An 18,377-nucleotide genomic window follows, 5' to 3' on the forward strand; every position below is an offset into this window, starting at 1 on the left:
GGGGATGAGAGATTTGGAAATACACAGAATTGTTAAGCTGATCATCCGCAGATTGCCGTTTGTCATTATTCCGGCACTGCTGCTGTCAGCCGCAGTGGGCTATGTGAAGATGCAAAGTCCTCCGTCTTATAAGGCAACGGCTGAAGTTGTAATTACCTCACAAGAGACGAGCGATAATTTTACTTCGATTCAAGGCAGTCTCAAGCTGATGGATACGTATAATGTTATTTTGAAAAATCCACTGATTTTGGAGCAGGTAATTGCGGCGCTTGGCCTGCCTTACAGCACAGATCAACTGGCTGCCAAAGTTAGCGCGAAAAGCGTCGAGCTCTCGCAGGTTATCCGAATTACCGTAACCGATGGTGACCGTAAGCAGGCTGCCTCCATTGCCAACACCGTCGTTAGCGTGTTCCGCTCGCAAAGCTTGGAGCTGTTCAAAATCAACAACATTGTCCTGTTGCATAAAGCAAGCGCGGAAAAGGCGGTTTATGTGAGCGCCAATCCATTATTTTATATGCTGCTCTCGTTTGTTGGCGGGTTGATTGTACTTTTATGCCTGTGGCTTCTGCTGCATATGATGTCGCGCAAGCTGCAGACAGCAGCCGAGGTGCAAGCGATATTCGCTGACGTTCCAATGGAAACAACGAAGCTTGCCAGCCGCTTGGAAACAGCTATCCCGTTCTATGGGGGATGGATGAAGCGCCGTATGGCAGAGGAAGCGAAGTCGCGTGCACTGCGTTACCGCCATGTGATGGAGAAAAGCGGACAGCGCACATTGGCCTTCGGAACGCTTGACCGTAAGTTTGCGAGCGGAAATATCAGCAAGCAGTTGGCGATGAAGCTGTCTGGGGAAAGCAAGGTCGCTTGGGTGAGGTTTAACCCGAACGGCAAGCTGCCAAGTACGGCTTCTGGCAAAAAGGGCTATGCGGAATGGCCCATTAGCCAAGGCTTTTATGGCAAAATCAAAACCGCTGGAAAGCAGTTGGATTTCATCGAGGTATGTGTAGTAGGCGGAAGTCTTTCCATGAAAACGTCGGCTGAGGAGCTGATGGCACAGCTTCGGGAAAGCTACGAGGTTGTGATCTGGGATTTGCCTTCTTATGTTCATTGCTCGGAAGCGCAGACGATTGCGGAGCTGGCCGATTGGCATACGCTCGTAATCAAGGAGAACCGGGTACTCGCTCCGGTTGCACAGGAATGGAAAAGCCGTCTCGCGGCAACGGATGTTCAGATAAATAGTATCGTGTTTATTGAAGTGTAAAACGCGAAACGGTAGCTTTGCCGCCAGAGGGCGGCGACAGCCGTTTACGCTTATGTAACCACGTTTTATCTAACTTGGGAGGGATTTGCGATGAAAGTAACAAAAGCGATTATTCCGGCAGCCGGACTTGGAACGAGGTTTTTGCCAGCTACAAAGGCAATGCCGAAAGAGATGCTTCCCGTCTTGGACAAGCCAACGATTCAATATATTGTAGAAGAGGCCGTAAAATCCGGCATTGAAGAAATTATTATTGTAACGGGCAAAGGCAAGCGTTCGATTGAGGACCATTTTGACAATGCGTTTGAGCTGGAAGCCAATTTGCTGAAAAACCAAAAGCTGCATCTGCTAGAGAAGGTACAGGAAATTTCCAAGGTTGATATTCACTATATTCGTCAAAAAGAACCAAAAGGCCTCGGGCATGCGATTTGGTGCGCACGCAAGTTTATCGGCAATGAGCCGTTCGCTGTGCTGCTTGGTGATGATATCGTTAAAGGCGAGATTCCATGCACGAAGCAGCTAATTGATGCTTTTGAGCTAACGGGCAAATCGGTTATCGGCGTACAGCATGTACCGGATAAAGAGACGGCGCGTTATGGCATTATTGATCCATCTGAGGTAAATGATCGTTTTATTAAAGTGAACAATTTGGTAGAGAAGCCAAAACTGGGCACAGCACCTTCCAACTTTGCTATCATGGGACGTTATGTGCTGACGCCGGAGGTGTTCAACCTGATCGAGCAGCAGGAAGTTGGTGCGGGGCAGGAGATCCAATTGACCGATGCGCTGCAAAAGCTAAACCAGGTCGAGGATGTGCTGGCCTATCTATTTGAAGGCAGACGTTACGATGTCGGTGAAATTCCAGGCTTTATTTTGACAAATGTAGAGTTCGCACTCGAACGTCAGGAGTTTTCCGCAGATTTAATTAAATCGCTTGAACAGATTTTAAGCCGTGCGAAAAGTGGAGTGAATGCATAATGAAAGTTACGATAATTGGTACAGGCTACGTTGGCCTGGTGAACGGCGCTTGCTTCGCTGAGAAAGGCCATCATGTCATTTGTGCCGACATTAACCAAAATAAAATCGACCAGCTGAACGACGGTCAAATTCCAATCTATGAGCCGGGCCTCGCAGAATTAGTGCACGCGAACCGCCAATCGGGAAGACTTGCATTCTCAAGCGACGTGGAAGCGGCTGTACAGGCTTCGGATATTATTTATATTGCAGTAGGCACGCCAATGTCCCCAACCGGCGAAGCGGATCTGACTTACGTTGACGGCGTAGCTGAGACGATTGGGAAGTCGCTGAACGGCTATAAAGTCATCGTGAACAAAAGCACCGTGCCTGTTGGAACGGGCAAACGGGTAGAATCGATCATTCGGGGGCATCTGGGCACGAGCGATGCAAGCTTCGATGTCGTATCGAATCCGGAGTTTTTGCGCGAAGGCACAGCCATCAAGGATTGCATGAATATGGAACGCGCTGTCATTGGCGCCGAAAGCAAGCAGGCGATGCAGTTGATTCGCGAGCTGCATGAGCCATTCAACACAGTCATTGTCGAGACAAACATTGAAACGGCTGAAATGATTAAATATGCCAGCAACGCCTTCCTCGCGATGAAAATTTCCTTCATTAATGATATTTCCAATATTTGCGAGCGTGTCGGTGCGAATGTAGTCGATTTGTCTTATGGGCTAGGGCTGGATAGCCGCATTGGAAATAAATTTTTAGATGCCGGTATTGGATTCGGCGGCTCCTGCTTTCCGAAAGATACCGAAGCACTCATTTCCATTTCCAAAAATGTCGGTTACGAATTTAAGCTGATTGAATCGGTGATTACAACGAATAAAAATCAGCCGATCCATTTTGTACAAAAAATCGATACGATTGTTGGTTCTGTTGCAGGCAAAAAAATCGCCGTGCTTGGTCTGGCGTTTAAGCCGGAAACAGACGATATGCGCTCCGCGCCTTCGATTCCAATCATTCGTGAGCTTATCAGCCGCGGTGCTGAAGTGCATGCGTATGATCCGGTAGCAGTTGAGCAAGCGAAGCTGGTCATTGGCACGGATGTTGTTTATTCCGATGATCTGCTGCAAACGGTCGACGGCTGTGATGCTTGCGTGATTTTAACCGAATGGCCGCAGGTAGTGAAGATGGATTTGGATGAAGTGAAAAAGCGGCTTAAGCAGCCGATACTGATTGACGGACGCAACATATTTGATTTGGCAGAGATGGAGAAGCGGCAGTTCGTCTATGCTTCCATCGGTCGCCCGGATATTAACGCTTATGCCAGCCAACTCGGATAATCATGTGTCGGAAGCCGGCTTGACCCGCAGAACCCGCAAGGGCTTTCTGTGGGCATTCACGGGAACCGGATTGCAAAATGTCATCCAGATGGTCGTCCTGGTCGTCCTTGCCCGCTTCGTCGGTGCCGAGGAGTTTGGACTCATTAATTTGGCGCTCGTAATCGTCAGCTTCTCGACCTTGTTTGCCAGTATTGGTGTAGGTCCGGCCATTATTCAGCGCAAAGAAATTCACACGGTCGACTTGCAGGTTTCCTTCTTTATTTCTTCTATGCTTGGCATTGTGGTGGCAGCGGCACTGTGGCTGTCCTCTGATCTGCTGGCGGATTTTTTCAAAATGCCGCAGCTTGCAGCCGTGTTGGGCATTTTGGCACTCGTATTTCCGCTCAATGGCGTTGCCATTGTTTCAGAAGCTTTGCTGCAACGGGAGCTGAAGTTCCGTCAGCTATCGCTGTCGCAAATCGTATCTTATACGGCGGGCTACGGCATCGTCGGCATTACGCTCGGCGTGTATGGCTATGGCATTTGGGCGCTGTTAACCGCTCATTTAGTACAGACGGCTATCCGTTTTACGATGCTCATTGCCACGCAGCCGCCTCGGTTTCTGCGGGAAAAGGCGAGTGGACATGTACAGGCGGCCAAATCGCTGCTGCGGTTCGGCGGTGGCGCAACCATCGACAGCTTAAGCAATTATTTAGCGGTCCAAAGCGACAATTTAATCATTGGCCGCGGGCTTGGCGCAGCCGCGTTGGGAATGTACGGCAGAGCCTATCAGCTGGCGGTACTTCCGGCTACGCTGCTTGGACAAGTGCTCGATAAAGTGTTGTTTTCGTCAATGTCCAAGCTCCAGGATGATCTTCAGCAGCTAAAAGCCTCTTATATAAGAAGCATTTCTTATACATCCTTGCTTGTTGCTCCTATTAGCGTCATCTGTTACCTGCTGGCTTCTGAGATTGTCGCTGTTGTCTTAGGAAGCGGGTGGACAGAGGTCGTTTTTCCATTCCAAATTCTATGCATGGGCATGTTATTCCGTACGACTTACAAAATCAGCAATTCTCTCGTATTGGCAAGAGGGTACGTGTACAAACGGGCTTCACGGCAGGTGCTTTATGTCCTGTTCGTTATTGCGGGCGCAGTGATTGGTATGCACTGGGGCTTGCCTGGGGCCGCTTTCGGCGTTTTGATTGCCATAAGCTTGCACTACTTCAATATGCTGTACTTGTGTAAATCGATTTTATCGTGCACTTGGCGCGAGCTGGGGAATGCGCATTTGCCAGCGCTGCTCGGCAGTGTGTGGATGCTGATTGGCTTGTATGCCATGACGGAAGCGATCAGGCCGCTAGGGTGGATCAGCTTCGTAAACCTTGTGGTGTCCGGCATGTTCGCGATTGTATGGTTTGCGATGGTTGTGCTGTTGTTCCCTAGTGTGATGGTACATATGAGCAGAACGGCGCTCCGCGGCAAAATGCAGCAGGTGCTGGGCAAGGTGCGCAGAAGACGGCAAGCTTAAATTTTTCAGGCAGAAGGTGGTTTACGATGGTTCAACATAAGGTGGTTCATATGACAACGGTGCACCATCCGATGGATACCCGCATTTTCCATAAAGAATGCGCCTCGCTCGCGAATGCGGCCTATGATGTGACGCTGATTGCGACGGACCATCCGGATCTGGACCGAGTAAAACCGGCTTTCAAGCTGATCAAGCTAAAGAAAGCAGCGAACCGTTGGGTTCGTATGACGAAGAACAGCTGGCAGGCTTACCGGCTCGCGAAGCAGCTTGAGGCGGATGTGTATCATTTTCACGATCCCGAGCTGATTTGGGTAGGCTGGCTGCTCAAAAATAAATCCAATCATGTCGTTTATGACATCCACGAGGATTACGAGACGGGCATTCGGCAAAAAAAATATTTGCCCGTTTGGGCAAGAAACACGCTTGCGAGCATCTATCGCATCGTTGAGAAGCTTTGCATTAACCAGTTCGAAATTGTGCTGGCGGAAAAATATTACCGGGATAAATATTTGCGCGGCGTAGATGTGCTGAACTATCCGATCTTGCAGCCGATGGCGGATAAGCCTGCTGCTAACGCAGAAGCAGGCGCAGCGCAGCAGAATGATGCCATTCATCTGCTGTACACGGGCAACGTCACGCTGGATCGCGGCTCTGAGCTGCATGCTCAAATAGCGAAGCTGGACAAGCGCATTCATGTGCATTATGTAGGCAAATGCGCGCAGCCGATTGCGGACCGGGTTGCAGAAGCTGCCGGGGAAGCGGCGGCTCGCGTAACGATTGACGGCGTGGAGAAGTTTATTGCACGCGATGCGATTGACGCCTATTATGCCGAGAGCCGCTGGCTGGCGGGTCTCGCGCTGTTCCCGCCGACTGAGCATTATGCGAAGAAAGAGCTGACGAAGTTTTTTGAGTATATGAATGCGGGGCTTCCGATTATTTGCTCTAATTTTCCAAGCTGGGAAGCGTTCGTGAATCTTCATGGGTGCGGTATTGCGGTTGATCCTAATGATGGACCGGCGGTGCTGCGTGCGATTAATGAACTTAAGAACGATCCGGAAAAAGCGGCGAGAATGGGACGCAATGGAAAGCGTGCTGTACGCGAAGAGCTGAACTGGGTGCACGAAGAGAACAAGCTGCTTGGTTTCTACTCGCAGCTGCTGACCAAATAGAGTCTACAATTATAGTAAGTTGGTATAGGAGGAGAGAAGAGAGATGTGGAAAAAAAGAATTCCACTCTTGTTATTCGTTGATATGATTACAAGTACGCTCATCACATTAATTTGCTTCGCTTTGATGTATGAAGGCGAAGGAGCGAGCTACTGGCACGCGGTGCTTATTTTTGCGCCAGTCCTGTCGGCATCAACGATTTTATTCATGCTTCGTTACAATTTGTACCAGCGAATATGGAAGTATTCGAGTGTCGGCGAGCTTGTGTCGATTTTCAAAGCGGTCTCGTTGGGTGTTATCGTCAGCGGAATGCTGTTTAGCGTTCTGAAGTGGGAGTGGGTGAATCTAGCGCTGCTGCTGTTTATTTTCCAGTCTTCGCTAATCGTAAAGGGCAGCACGCGCTTCGCGCTGCGTCTCAAAAGCGATACCTACAACAAAAAAGGCACCGGCGACCTCAAAGTATTGATTATCGGCGCAGGCGACTGCGGCTCGATGGTTGCCAAGGAAATCAAGCAAAACAAATACATCAACAACAGCTACCCAGTCGGTTTCATTGATGATGATGAGCAGAAGCGGGGCAACCGTGTAGGCGGACTTCGCGTACTGGGAAATCGTAATGATATCGCCGCCGTTGTAGAGAAGCATGAGATTAACCACATCATTATTGCCCTGCCGGCAGCAAGCAAGAAGGATATTTCCGAGATAATCAATCTCTGCAAGGAAACAGGCTGCGAGCTTAAGATTGTGCCGCGGCTGGACGACATTATTCTTGGCAAAGTGACGGCATCATCGATTCGTAATGTCGAAGTAGAAGATTTACTTGGCAGAAGCCCAGTGGCAATCGATCTCGAAGGCATTGCGAATTACGTGGAAGGCAAGGTTGTACTGGTGACGGGAGCGGGCGGTTCTATCGGTTCAGAGCTATGCCGCCAAATTGCGCCGTTTAAGCCAGGCAAGCTGCTGCTGCTCGGTCATGGGGAAAACAGCATCTATCAAATTGATATGGAGCTGAGCAAGACGTTTAAGGAATTGAAGACAGAGGCGATTATCGCCGATGTACAAGACCGTGAGACGCTGTTCGCGCTGTTTGGTGAATACAGTCCACAAGTCGTGTTCCACGCGGCCGCTCATAAGCATGTTCCTTTGATGGAGCGCAATCCGAAGCAGGCCGTCATGAACAATATTATGGGTACGAAAAATGTAGCCGAAGCCTGTGACCAGCACGGCGTTGAGCGCTTTGTCCTTGTCTCAACAGACAAAGCGGTCAACCCTACGAGCGTCATGGGCGCGACGAAGCGCGTAGCTGAAATTATCGTGCAGTCGATCAGCTTTTATAGTAATACGAAATTTGCAGCTGTGCGGTTCGGCAACGTATTGGGCAGCAGGGGCAGCGTTATTCCGCTGTTCAAGGCACAGATTGCCGAGGGCGGTCCGGTTACCGTAACCGATCCGGAGATGATCCGTTATTTTATGACGATACCGGAAGCTTCCCAGCTTGTCGTGCAAGCAGGCGCCTTCGCCAAGGGCGGCGAGGTGTTCATTCTCGATATGGACAAGCCTGTTAAAATTTACGAGCTGGCCAAAGACTTGATTCGCTTATCCGGCTTCGAGCCGTATCGCGATATTGACATTAAATTCACCGGCCTGCGTCCGGGCGAGAAAATGTATGAAGAGCTGCTGACCGATGCTGAAGGCATGTCGGCTACGCTGAACAACCGCATTTTCATTGGCAAGCCAATGGCGCAGGATATTGAGCCGGTCATGCTGGAGCTTCAGCATTTGGAAGGCATTATCCGTTCTGATTTGTCGGAGGTTAAAGCCTTCGTGAAGCGGACGATCACATCCCGCAGCCGCAATGCCGTATAGCTTTACTGCATACTTTTTATGAAGGAAAGAGAGGGTGGTCACTGATGTTAAAATCAAATGCATTTGGGGCCACGCTCTTGCCTGGCGCTGGGCGGAAGTGGGGCGCGCTTGCTGCCCCGTTTGCGATACTCGCGTCAGGGGAATTTCTGCTGGGCGTATTTTTATTATCCGGCTATATTAAATCGGGCATATCGTTTCCCGTGGACTTAACCTTTTTTCTAATGGCTGTCACGATGTTTCTTTATTTTATCCGCCTTATGCAATCCCAAGAGCTGCCGAAGCCGGCGCTAATCCCGCTGCTGCTGTTCGTGCTGCTGCTTGGCTACATGTTGTTCAGCTTTTCATATTCAACAAGCTATTCATTCGCAATTCAGAAAACATCCCGTTTCTTGCTGCTGACCGCTTGGTCCTTCATCGGGCCTTTTTTGCTTATTCGTGATAAAAAAGGGCTGGAGCGTTTTTTCGTCGGCATTATTGCCGTCTCCTCGCTGATGACCTTCTATTGCCTGCAGATGTTTTTGGAGAAGCTGCAAGCTGGTCAATTTATCGGGCAGATTGAAGTGCTGGGCTCGGATTATCTCTCGCTTGGACGAACGAATGGCATCGCGGTTATCGCCTTGATCGGTTTATATTTATACAATCCGCTGCTGCGGACACCCGCCAAAATTCTCGCCAGCCTGTTTCTGGCGTTGACCTTTCTATCGGTTGCTGTCAGCGGGGCACGGACGCCGCTTATTACGCTGGTCGGAACAATCGTGCTGATCATGTTCCTGTCCGTGAAAGTGAATCGGGGCAAAATCACCTTCTCCAAAGGAGTAGGCACGCTTTTTTCAATCATTTTGCTGCTCGCTGTGCTCGCAGTACCACTTGTGGCTTCTGGCGTCATGGATACCTTCATTTACCGAATCTCGGTGCTGTTTAATCAGCCGGGGGGCGGAGAGTCGGCGGAGGGACGAGTCGAGCGCTATGCGGTGGCATGGCAAATGATTCAGGATCATTTTTTCTTCGGCGGCGGCATTGGCAGCTTTACGATTGCCTTCGCCCATGAGGATGTTTCGAATTATCCGCATAATATTTTTCTGGAGCTGTGGAGCGAGCTGGGGCTTGCTGGCGTATTGCTGTTTCTGGCGATATTTTGGGGAGCGATTCGAGCAACTGCACGCTTTATTTCTGGAAAAATGACAGACCGCTTCACTTTGGTTACTGTTTTCTCGGTCGTTTTTCTATTCTTGAACGCTAATGTTTCTGGCGATTTGAATGAAAATCGCTTGTTGTTCTGCTATGTGGCGATAGCCTGGCTGCTGCCCTATGCTGCATACCAAGAGCGCAGGCCGCTGGATTTATTCAGGAAATAGGCAGCTATGCCTGCACGCACCGCAAGTTCTCTAATGATAAGCTGGAGGGATATTCGTGTCTAATCTGATGGATCCGGTCGTTACGATTGTAACGCCGTCCTACAACTGCTCGCGTTTTATAAAGGAAACGATTGCTTCGGTTAAAGCCCAGACGTTTGAGGATTGGGAAATGATTATTGTGGATGATTGCTCCTCGGACAATTCCTGCGAGATTATTGAAGCGGAAGCTGCGCTCGACAGCCGGATTAAGCTGCATCGCTTGCAGAAGAACAGCGGAGCGGCGGTAGCCCGCAATACAGCGATGAATATGTCGCGTGGCCGTTACCTCGCCTTTCTGGACAGCGATGATTTGTGGCTCCCGACGAAGCTGGCGCTGCAGCTCGATTTTATGCGGACGCAGGATATCGGTTTCTCCTTCACGAGCTATCGTGTCATGTCGGAGGAAGGGGAACTGACAGAGCGAGTTATCGGAGTGGTTCCTTCTATTAATTACGATACGCTATTGAAAAATACGATTATCGGCTGCCTTACCGTCATGCTGGATCGACATAAGCTTGGCCAGGTGCAGATGCCGAACATTCGGGCAAAGCAGGACACGGGCATGTGGCTGTCGATTTTGAAAAAAGGGCATTTGGCCTACGGCCTGCCCGTCGAGCTGAGCTATTATCGCCTCGTGAAGGGCTCGATCTCGAACAATAAAATCAAAGCCGTCTACAAAATGTGGCGTTTGTACCGCGATGTTGAGAAGCTAAACCCTTTTATAGCTTCATGGTGCCTGACGAATTACGTTAAGAACGCCGTGTTTAAGAGATTGTAGAGATAAAGGCTATATAGTGTGGGGAGGAGCGAAAACGCATGTACAATCAAGTTTTAAAAAGAGCATTCGATTTTATATCCGCTGGCATTGCGCTAATTGTGTTCAGCCCGGTCATGCTGGTGGTGGCCATTTTGATCAAGCTGGAATCGCCGGGACCCGTGTTTTTCGTCCAGCAGCGGATGGGGCAAAATAACCAGCTGTTCGCGATTTACAAGTTCCGCAGCATGCGGACGGATACGCCGAACGTAGCAACAGATTTGCTGCAGGATCCAGCATCCTACATAACGAAGACGGGAAGATTTTTGCGAAAATCAAGCCTCGACGAGCTGCCTCAGCTTATTAACGTCGTGAAGGGGGAAATGTCTGTCGTCGGCCCAAGGCCTGCGCTGTACAATCAATATTCCCTAATTGAGAAGCGCAATGACCGCAAAATCAATGATATTAAGCCGGGCTTGACAGGCTACGCCCAAGTGTCGGGCCGGGATTCGATCTCCGATGACGAGAAGGTCCGTCTGGACGAGCATTATTTGAAGCAGATGTCCTTCGGCTTTGACATCAAAATTATTTTCATCACTATTTTCAAAGTTTTCAAAGCAAGCGATATTAAAGCTTAAGGCGGGAGGCAAAAGCAATGATTCTGGTAACGGGCATAACAGGGCTGACGGGCCGATTTCTATATGAGCAGCTTCAGCGGGATTTTAAGCGCGATCAAGTATGCTACATGGTCAGGGAATCAAGCGATGTATCCTGGATGAAGGACGGCGAGCGTTTCGTCTACGGCAATTTGCGTGATGCGGACAGTGTACAGAAGGCTTTCGGCCATGAAGGGATTACGGAGGTATTGCACCTGGCGCCGCGCAATCAACTGAAAAATGTGCTCGATGCTTGCCTCCAGCATGGTATTCAGCGCATTTATTACGTGAACAGCACAGGCATCTACAGCAAGTTCAAGAGCTCCTCGCATATTGATTTGCAAAATGAACAGCTGCTGCGTGCCAGCGGTCTGACCTATACGATTATTCGTCCGTCGATGATTTGCGGCAATCATCAGGATGGCAATATCCATATGCTCGTCAAAATCATGAAGCGTTTTCCCGTTTATCCGATTTTGGGAGCAGGGGATGGCCTGATGCATCCGATCTACGCCAATGATTTGGCGAAGGTGCTCGTTTCGATGCTGAATCGCGAGGAACTGACGCGCGGCCAAGAATACGATGTGGCAGGCAAAGCGCCGCTGAAATACAAGGAGCTGCTTAGCTTGATCGCTGGGGCGATGGGCAAGAAGATTGTATTTTTGCATATTCCTTATAAGCTGGCTCTGCTCGCAGGCCGAATCGGAGAAAAAATACCAAACCGGATCATTAATTATGAGAAGGTTCTCCGCCTGAATGAGGATAAAAACTTTGATTACTCCAAAGCGGCGAAGGAGCTGGATTTCAAGCCGATTGGCTTCGATGAAACCATCAAGCTGGAAGTTGCAGCGCTGCGCAAGCATGGGACGATATAATGAGCCGATTCACGAGAGAGGGAAACAACAACACGATGAGACGCAGCTGGATTTGGGGAATTAGTTTATTGGTTGTTATTATAGCCGCGCTGGCTTTGCCGTCGCTGAAGTCAGATAAGGTGCAAACCTCCTCTAATGGCGGGAGCACAGGCTTTCATCTAGAGGTGGAGGGCAATCCAGTGGCGAGCGCCGCCGCAGCGACAAGCAGTGCGGATGCCGCTTCTATTAATGTAGTGGATTACGGTGCAGTAGGGGACGGCAAAAAGGATGATTGGAGCGCGATTTCCAAAGCGATTGCCAAGGCAAAGGCGCTGCGGGATAAGGGCCGGCAAGTAACGCTGCTTTTCCCGGAGCTAACGGAATACCGCTCCTCTAAAGCAATTGTGATTCCAGCGAATATTTCGGTGGATCAGCGTGCCCCGCTCATATATACCGGAACGGCCTATGAGCCTTTTCTGACGCTGGGCGAGGAAAGTACAGTGACGGGAGCTGAATACAGCGGCCTTAATGTACGGCGAGGCAAGCTGGCGGATTGGTCCAAGGACAAGTCGCGTAAGGCGATCGGCATTCGGATTATTAATGCCAACAATTCGGGTATTCACATTCAGCGTGCCGAAAACTTCTCCGTAGGCGTAGAGACGATTGGGATTGGTACAGGCTTTGCCTACAATGACATTCGCCTTGGCAAGCTTACCTCCAACCAAATCGGCCTAAAGGTAACCAATAAGCGAAACAAAGCCAAAGTATCGGGCTGGAACAATGAAAATTTGTATACGGGCGGCAACTTCGCGGTGTGGAGCGGCAACAATACGTCGCAGAGCCGATACGGCATTGTGATTACGACGGAGGACGGCTCCTACACGAATAATAACAACAATGTATTCGTAAAGCCTAGCTTTGAGCTGAACCAGCGCAATACGACAGGCTCTGCCGAGAGCGTGCCGATTGTCATTGAGCATGGGCTGAACAATACATTTGATTATGTTCGCAATGAGACGAATGGCGTCTATATAGCCCGGTTGAAAAATAAAAGCAACAACAACACCTTTAATGTCAGCTACGGCGACGCCAAGCTGGATGACCAATCGGAGTTCGGTAATCAAATTGTATCGACGCAGGAATCGAGCTTTTTTGACCAGTTCACGCTGCGCGAATCATTTAATTTGTCGGAGCGCTGGAGCAAGTCGAATACAGATGCCTCGCTTGACGGCATGTCCTTCTTGAGCAATAAGGGCGGCGAGCCTACGGCGACGAATAATTTTGCCTGCATCAGCAGCAGCAAAGGCTTTGTTACTTTTGCGAATGGCTGTGTCGCTGTAGGGGCAATGGTCGATGTCTCGGTCGTTAAGCAGTTCGTTATTAAGCGTGCGGCGCAGGATGAGCTTGGCGGACGGGTTATTGTTCGCGGCTATGACAAAAATGGCAAGCAGCTCAGCAGCTCGGGCAATTGGCTGCGCGGCATGAGCAACAACAGCTTTTATTTTGCCGATACGTACGGCGGTGTTTATATGTCGGCCCGCGATATGTCGGACCCGATCTACTTCGACGTGAAGGACAACGTGAAAAAGATTTGGGTCGGCGTTACGGCTGGCAGCGGCAAGGCGGTTATTAATTCGTTTGGCATCTTTACGAAATCCGTCCATTACCCTGCGGTTTATAGCGGGGTATCGTAGAGCTTTGCTTGGTGAAGAGAGGGCTACGCTGCGCGGAAAGGTTCGGGGTTCGTGTGTAGATTCGGTCGTAGTTACTCGGTAGAAGGTTGTTTGGTCGAAGAATAGTGGCAGCGGACTGAGATGCCGCTATTGTAAGAGATACAAGAAGAATGGGCAGTTGTGCGGACAGGAAAGACGCTATTCCCTTCAAAACCCCGAAAAATGAAGGGTAAATGGACAAATAGCGGCTCTACTGTCCGGCTAGCGGCTAAAAGGCGGTATTTTACCGAAATAACGGCACTGGTGTCCGTGTCCGCCAGCATACTATTTTTAAAAAGTATCTACGCAGTGGAAGTTGATAATGGGGTGTGGGGATCATGAGGTACAAACTTGCGGGTAAAGCGCTGCTGGCCTTGCTTGTGGCGCTGGTTGCCTGGGAAGGCATTTTGGAGGTTACAACGATTCGTACGACAGGCTTCCAGCAGCATCCTGAACTGGGGCGCATCTTGAACCCGGGGCTGTATGTGAACGGACAGGAAGGCTACGGCATCACTAAGATTTATGCGGAAGGCGCCATCGCGCAGCCTTTTCCCGATCCGAATGAGACGGCCGCTGCCCGCAAGGCAGAGTACCGGATATTATTTTTGGGCGATTCCTATACGGAAGCGCTCCAAGTTGGCGATCAAGTGAAGTTTTTTCGCCAAGTCCAGACACGGATGCCTAAGCTGGATTCACGCAAGGTCATGACCTATGATGCTGGACGCAGCTCCGCCTCACCCGCACATTATGCCTATTTGGCTGACTTCTACAAGAAGCGCGTCGATCCCGATGCCGTTGTCATCCAGATTAATGAGAATGATCTCAAGGATCTGTACGGTGAAAATGCCAGCTACTATGCCACAAAAGACGGGGACTCGTACAAGCTTGTTTTTAATGAAGACTTTATTAGCCGCAATGCGGTTGCAGCAAAGCTTCAAGCCTTCTATGGCCTATTGCGGCTGTCTGTTGTTCGTGTTGGCTCTGATCACATGCAAAAGCTGCTGGAGAAGGATGAAGCTGCGTCAGAGGGTACCAAGAGCCCAGACTTCACACCTCAAGCGGGAGATGAACAGCTGGTCAACTGGATATTCGGTATTTTGAAGGAAAAATATCCGAAGCTTGTTTTTGTCTTTTTACCCCAAATCGACTTTCAGTCGCTAGATGGCGAGCAGCAGCCTGGTTATTTTGAAGAAATTGCCGAGCGCACAGCCAAAGAGCAGGGAATTCCAATGCTGAATATGAGACGGGATTTTGTGAACGCCTATCAGGATACGGGGCTGCCAGCCTATGGTTTCTCCAACACTACATATGGAACTGGGCATATGAACAGCTCGGGGCATGATTTAGTGAGCAAAGCAGTAGCGAATTATTTCGAAGGAAGATGAGAAAATGATATTTTCAAGCTGGGAGTATCTGCTGTTTTTTGCCATAATGCTTATCCTGTTATCTACTATTAAAATACATGCGCTGAAAAAAGCGGTTTTGCTGATCGGCAGCTATTATTTTTACAGCGTATGGGATTACCGTTTCGTCCTGCTCGTGCTGGTAATGACGCTTATTAACCATGTGAGTGCCGTGTCGATTGACCGGGCTACAGAGGCTGCGGTGCGCAAGCGCTGGCTTATATTCAGCGTCATTGCCAATCTCGCAATTCTTGGCTTCTTCAAATATTTTAATTTTTTCATAGATTCGGCAAATGGCTTGCTGGATCAGTTTGGCATGACGTTTCCGCTGCTGTCAATCGTGCTGCCCGTGGGGATCTCGTTTATTACGTTCGAGGTGATGAGCTACACGATAGATGTGTACAAGCGCGACATCAAGCCTTCGTCCATTTGGGACTTTTCGCTGTTAATCGTGTTTTTTCCGCATTTGATCGCAGGGCCGATTCTCAAACCGCGGCATTTTCTGCCGCAAATGGCCCGTGACATCGTCATTAAGCGCAGCAATCTAATTGAGGGCGGACAAATATTCATCTTTGGTCTGGTCAAAAAGATTATTATCGCCGATCATATGGCGATGTTTGTCGATCCGGTATTTGCAAGTCCCGGCGAATATTCGCCACTTACCGTATGGCTCGCAGTTATTGCGTATGCGGTGCAAATCTATTGCGATTTTTCCGGCTACTCCGATATGGCGATCGGTTCGGCAAAATGCATGGGCATCGACATTCCGCGCAACTTCAATATGCCGTACCTGTCCCGCAGCGTCACAGAATTTTGGCGGCGCTGGCATATTTCGCTGTCGTCTTGGCTCCGAGAATATTTGTATTTCTCTCTTGGCGGCAATCGCAAAGGGCCTATTCGTGCCAATATCAATCTCATTCTCGTAATGCTGCTTGGCGGACTTTGGCATGGAGCAAGCTGGAATTTCGTATTATGGGGGCTGCTGCATGGCCTTGCCCTCGTCATTCACAAGCTTTATTTCAACCATGTGCTTAAAAAACAGGAAATCAACCACTGGTTATACCGAACCGCTTCGTGGGCGCTTACGTTTGTATTTGTCTGCGTCACGTGGGTGTTTTTCCGTTCTCAAAGCTTTGAGCATTCCTTGCTGGTGCTGCGCAAAATGTTCCTCATCGACACCGGCGGCCTCATGTGGTTCTATCCTTACTTGGGCTTCGTGCTTGTGCTTGTTTTGGCCGGCCATATGGTGGGCGTAAGGCTAAAAACGTATCCTAGCGTCAATTTAACGACTTTTGGCGGCTTGTTTATTTTATTTTTCGTGCTGCTTGCGCTCCTGTTGCTTATGCCTACAGCCTCCACACCATTTATTTATTTTCAGTTTTAAGGGGGACGGAGCGTGAATCGGCAATGGAGTCGAAGGAAACGTATCACCTTGTGGACGCTGGGCATGCTGCTCGTTTTGCTGGCGGTTGCCGTATGGCGCGCCGGGTACTTTTTGGCGGTTGCGCCGAACGCTTCTGCCTCGCAGGCGATTATTGTATTGAGCGGCGAGGAGGGGCGGCTGGCGAAGGGGCTAGAAATTTATCAGCAATATGAAGCGGAAGCACTCATTATTTCCAATGCAAACGACCATTATATTCAAGAGGAGCTTCGCCTTGCTGTTTTGCCACCAAGCGGGGTTTATTTGGAGACGCAGGCGCGAAGCACGAAAGAAAATGCGGCTTACGTAAGGGCGCTTATGGATCAGCATGGGCTCAGCTCCGCTATCGTGGTCACTTCTGATTTTCATATGCGTCGGGCGAGATATCTTTTTGGGCAAACGTTTGAGGATGGGGATTTCCGGCTCACCTACGCCAGTTACGAAAGCCCGCAGTTTAACGCTGCCAAATGGTGGAGCAGTAAAACTAGCCTGATGATTACCGGAAATGAATATATCAAGCTGGGCGGAAATTGGCTCGGTATCGATGGGAAGGAGGCCAAACGCCTGCTTAAACGCTTGAATAAAGCTGTATTCTGATTGGGATAACGACAGCTGCAGCCAGAATGATTTTACAATGGGGGTTTTGTGATGAAAAAGATGTGGGTGGTCCTTGCGCTGCTTGTGCTTGTGATAGGGAGCTATCTGGCATTTGGCCAAACGAAGCAGCAAGGTGCCTCTCCGGAAGCGTCTCCAGTAAAGCCTGCGGAAAAAATCAGCTTGTCCTTCTGGACATATTATGGCGGCTGGGAGGATACCATCAAGGCATTTAACGATCTGCATCCAGAGGTTGCGATTAAGGTGACAGAGGTTACCTACGCCGATCAGGTTGAAAAATATACCGAAGCGCTTGCCTCAGGCAGCGTTCCAGATATCATTATGCTTGATAGCGCCGCCTTTCCGAACTTTGGGGACAGCGACAAGCTGGAAAATCTGCTCGACGCTCCTTACAATGCTGGCGAATACAAGGCTGGCTTCAGCCAGCCGCTGTGGGACAGCAACCTTTCCTTCGACGGAAAGCGCCTTATCGGCTGGCCGCTCTCCTCATCGCCAAAGGTGACCTACTACCGTGAGGATATTTTGAGGAAATACGGCTTCCCTACCGATCCGGATAAGCTGGCGACGTATATGGATGATCCAGACAACTGGGTCAAGATGAACAACACGCTGCAAAATAAGGGCGTTCGGATTACGCAGTGGTACGGCGAGACAATCAATCTGTTTGCCAGCGCCCAGAGGACGGGCTTGGTTAATAATAACAATCAGTTCGCTTACAATAATGATACCTTCGAGCAGGCGATTGCGCTGACGCAGCGTTTGAAGGAGCATGTGCCCGGCGTCAACATCTGGGAGGATTCAGGTGAAGAGGCTGTACGGGATGGCAAGCTGGCTATGGTGTACCTAGGCATCTGGGGAGACTCAGTTCTGGAGCAGTGGGCACCGGAAACGGCAGGCAAGTGGCGGCAAACCCGTCTGCCGCTGAAATTGAACGGCTGGGAGAACAGTTCGGTATTTCTACTTCCTTCCGGCGGCAAGCATAAGGAGATGGCTTGGACGTTCATGAATTACGTCGTAACCGATCATGCGAAATATGGTCTTGGCAATGCGGTTCCGGCCTATGCTCCCGTGCTGACCAAAAGCAGTCAAAAACCTGAGCCTTCGACATTTTTGGGTGGGCAAATCGTTTATCCGCTTAATGTAGAGCTCGCGAGCAAGATGCATGAGCGCAAATACACAGCGCTTGATTTTGACGCGCAGAAGCTGTGGAACGAGCAGCTCGCCAAAGGCATTGAGAAGGGTTGGAAGCCGAAGACCATTCTGGATCAGGCTGAAAAAGAAATCAATCGCAGGCTTGCTGACCAAGCAAGCAAAGCTGGTGCCACAGCACCGGCAGCTGATGGGGCAGGCCATGCATCAACTGATGCCGCTGCAGCGTCTGAGGGAGCCTCCAGCGCGGCAGTGAAGCCTTAAATGGTGCAAGGCGCCGCAGCTGAGCGGAAAGGCTGGAATGAAAAGCCGCTGA

The 18,377-nt window shown here is 49.9% G+C and carries 15 protein-coding genes; all 15 read left to right on the forward strand.

Going from position 1 to position 18,377, the window contains the following annotated elements:
- The first annotated feature begins 13 nt into the window (after window positions 1-13).
- Window positions 14-1,261, forward strand: coding sequence for a Wzz/FepE/Etk N-terminal domain-containing protein (locus ACSR9A_RS18075; RefSeq protein WP_473758686.1), 1,248 nt, complete (start codon window positions 14-16; stop codon window positions 1,259-1,261).
- Window positions 1,262-1,351: 90 nt separating this feature from the next.
- Entirely contained in the window at window positions 1,352-2,236 is an 885-nt protein-coding gene (gene galU, locus ACSR9A_RS18080; protein ID WP_341280458.1) for a UTP--glucose-1-phosphate uridylyltransferase GalU, read from the forward strand.
- On the forward strand, window positions 2,236-3,564 hold the full coding sequence (gene tuaD / locus ACSR9A_RS18085) for a UDP-glucose 6-dehydrogenase TuaD (protein ID WP_473758687.1): 1,329 nt from the start codon (window positions 2,236-2,238) through the stop codon (window positions 3,562-3,564). The genes galU and tuaD overlap by 1 nt, the downstream gene beginning before the upstream one ends.
- A complete protein-coding gene (locus ACSR9A_RS18090) occupies window positions 3,458-5,071 on the forward strand; it encodes a lipopolysaccharide biosynthesis protein (RefSeq protein ID WP_473758688.1) in 1,614 nt (537 codons plus the stop codon). Before tuaD ends, ACSR9A_RS18090 begins: the two co-directional genes overlap by 107 nt.
- A gap of 26 nt (window positions 5,072-5,097) precedes the next feature.
- The gene (locus ACSR9A_RS18095; RefSeq protein ID WP_473758689.1) at window positions 5,098-6,240 is read left to right on the forward strand and encodes a glycosyltransferase; all 1,143 of its coding nucleotides are present in this window, start codon (window positions 5,098-5,100) and stop codon (window positions 6,238-6,240) included.
- A gap of 43 nt (window positions 6,241-6,283) precedes the next feature.
- Window positions 6,284-8,104: a polysaccharide biosynthesis protein gene (locus tag ACSR9A_RS18100; protein WP_473758690.1), complete on the forward strand. Its 1,821-nt coding sequence runs from the start codon at window positions 6,284-6,286 to the stop codon at window positions 8,102-8,104.
- 44 nt (window positions 8,105-8,148) lie between these two features.
- Window positions 8,149-9,459: an O-antigen ligase family protein gene (locus ACSR9A_RS18105; RefSeq protein ID WP_473758691.1), complete on the forward strand. Its 1,311-nt coding sequence runs from the start codon at window positions 8,149-8,151 to the stop codon at window positions 9,457-9,459.
- A 67-nt stretch (window positions 9,460-9,526) separates the two neighbouring features.
- Window positions 9,527-10,276 (forward strand): glycosyltransferase family 2 protein, encoded by a 750-nt coding sequence (locus tag ACSR9A_RS18110; RefSeq protein ID WP_473758712.1) that lies wholly within the window; start codon window positions 9,527-9,529, stop codon window positions 10,274-10,276.
- 38 nt (window positions 10,277-10,314) lie between these two features.
- Window positions 10,315-10,890, forward strand: a complete 576-nt coding sequence (locus tag ACSR9A_RS18115) for a sugar transferase (protein WP_473758692.1) — start codon at window positions 10,315-10,317, stop codon at window positions 10,888-10,890.
- A 17-nt stretch (window positions 10,891-10,907) separates the two neighbouring features.
- Window positions 10,908-11,783, forward strand: coding sequence for an SDR family oxidoreductase (locus tag ACSR9A_RS18120; RefSeq protein WP_473758693.1), 876 nt, complete (start codon window positions 10,908-10,910; stop codon window positions 11,781-11,783).
- Between the two features lie 35 nt (window positions 11,784-11,818).
- On the forward strand, window positions 11,819-13,456 hold the full coding sequence (locus ACSR9A_RS18125; protein WP_473758694.1) for a pectate lyase family protein: 1,638 nt from the start codon (window positions 11,819-11,821) through the stop codon (window positions 13,454-13,456).
- Between the two features lie 356 nt (window positions 13,457-13,812).
- Entirely contained in the window at window positions 13,813-14,859 is a 1,047-nt protein-coding gene (locus tag ACSR9A_RS18130) for an SGNH/GDSL hydrolase family protein (RefSeq protein ID WP_473758695.1), read from the forward strand.
- Window positions 14,860-14,863: 4 nt separating this feature from the next.
- The gene (locus ACSR9A_RS18135; RefSeq protein ID WP_473758696.1) at window positions 14,864-16,261 is read left to right on the forward strand and encodes an MBOAT family O-acyltransferase; all 1,398 of its coding nucleotides are present in this window, start codon (window positions 14,864-14,866) and stop codon (window positions 16,259-16,261) included.
- A gap of 12 nt (window positions 16,262-16,273) precedes the next feature.
- Window positions 16,274-16,894: a YdcF family protein gene (locus ACSR9A_RS18140; RefSeq protein ID WP_473758697.1), complete on the forward strand. Its 621-nt coding sequence runs from the start codon at window positions 16,274-16,276 to the stop codon at window positions 16,892-16,894.
- Between the two features lie 51 nt (window positions 16,895-16,945).
- On the forward strand, window positions 16,946-18,325 hold the full coding sequence (locus tag ACSR9A_RS18145) for an ABC transporter substrate-binding protein (protein ID WP_473758698.1): 1,380 nt from the start codon (window positions 16,946-16,948) through the stop codon (window positions 18,323-18,325).
- The last annotated feature ends 52 nt before the right edge of the window (window positions 18,326-18,377 follow it).

Source organism: Paenibacillus sp. R-74696, assembly GCF_055814915.1.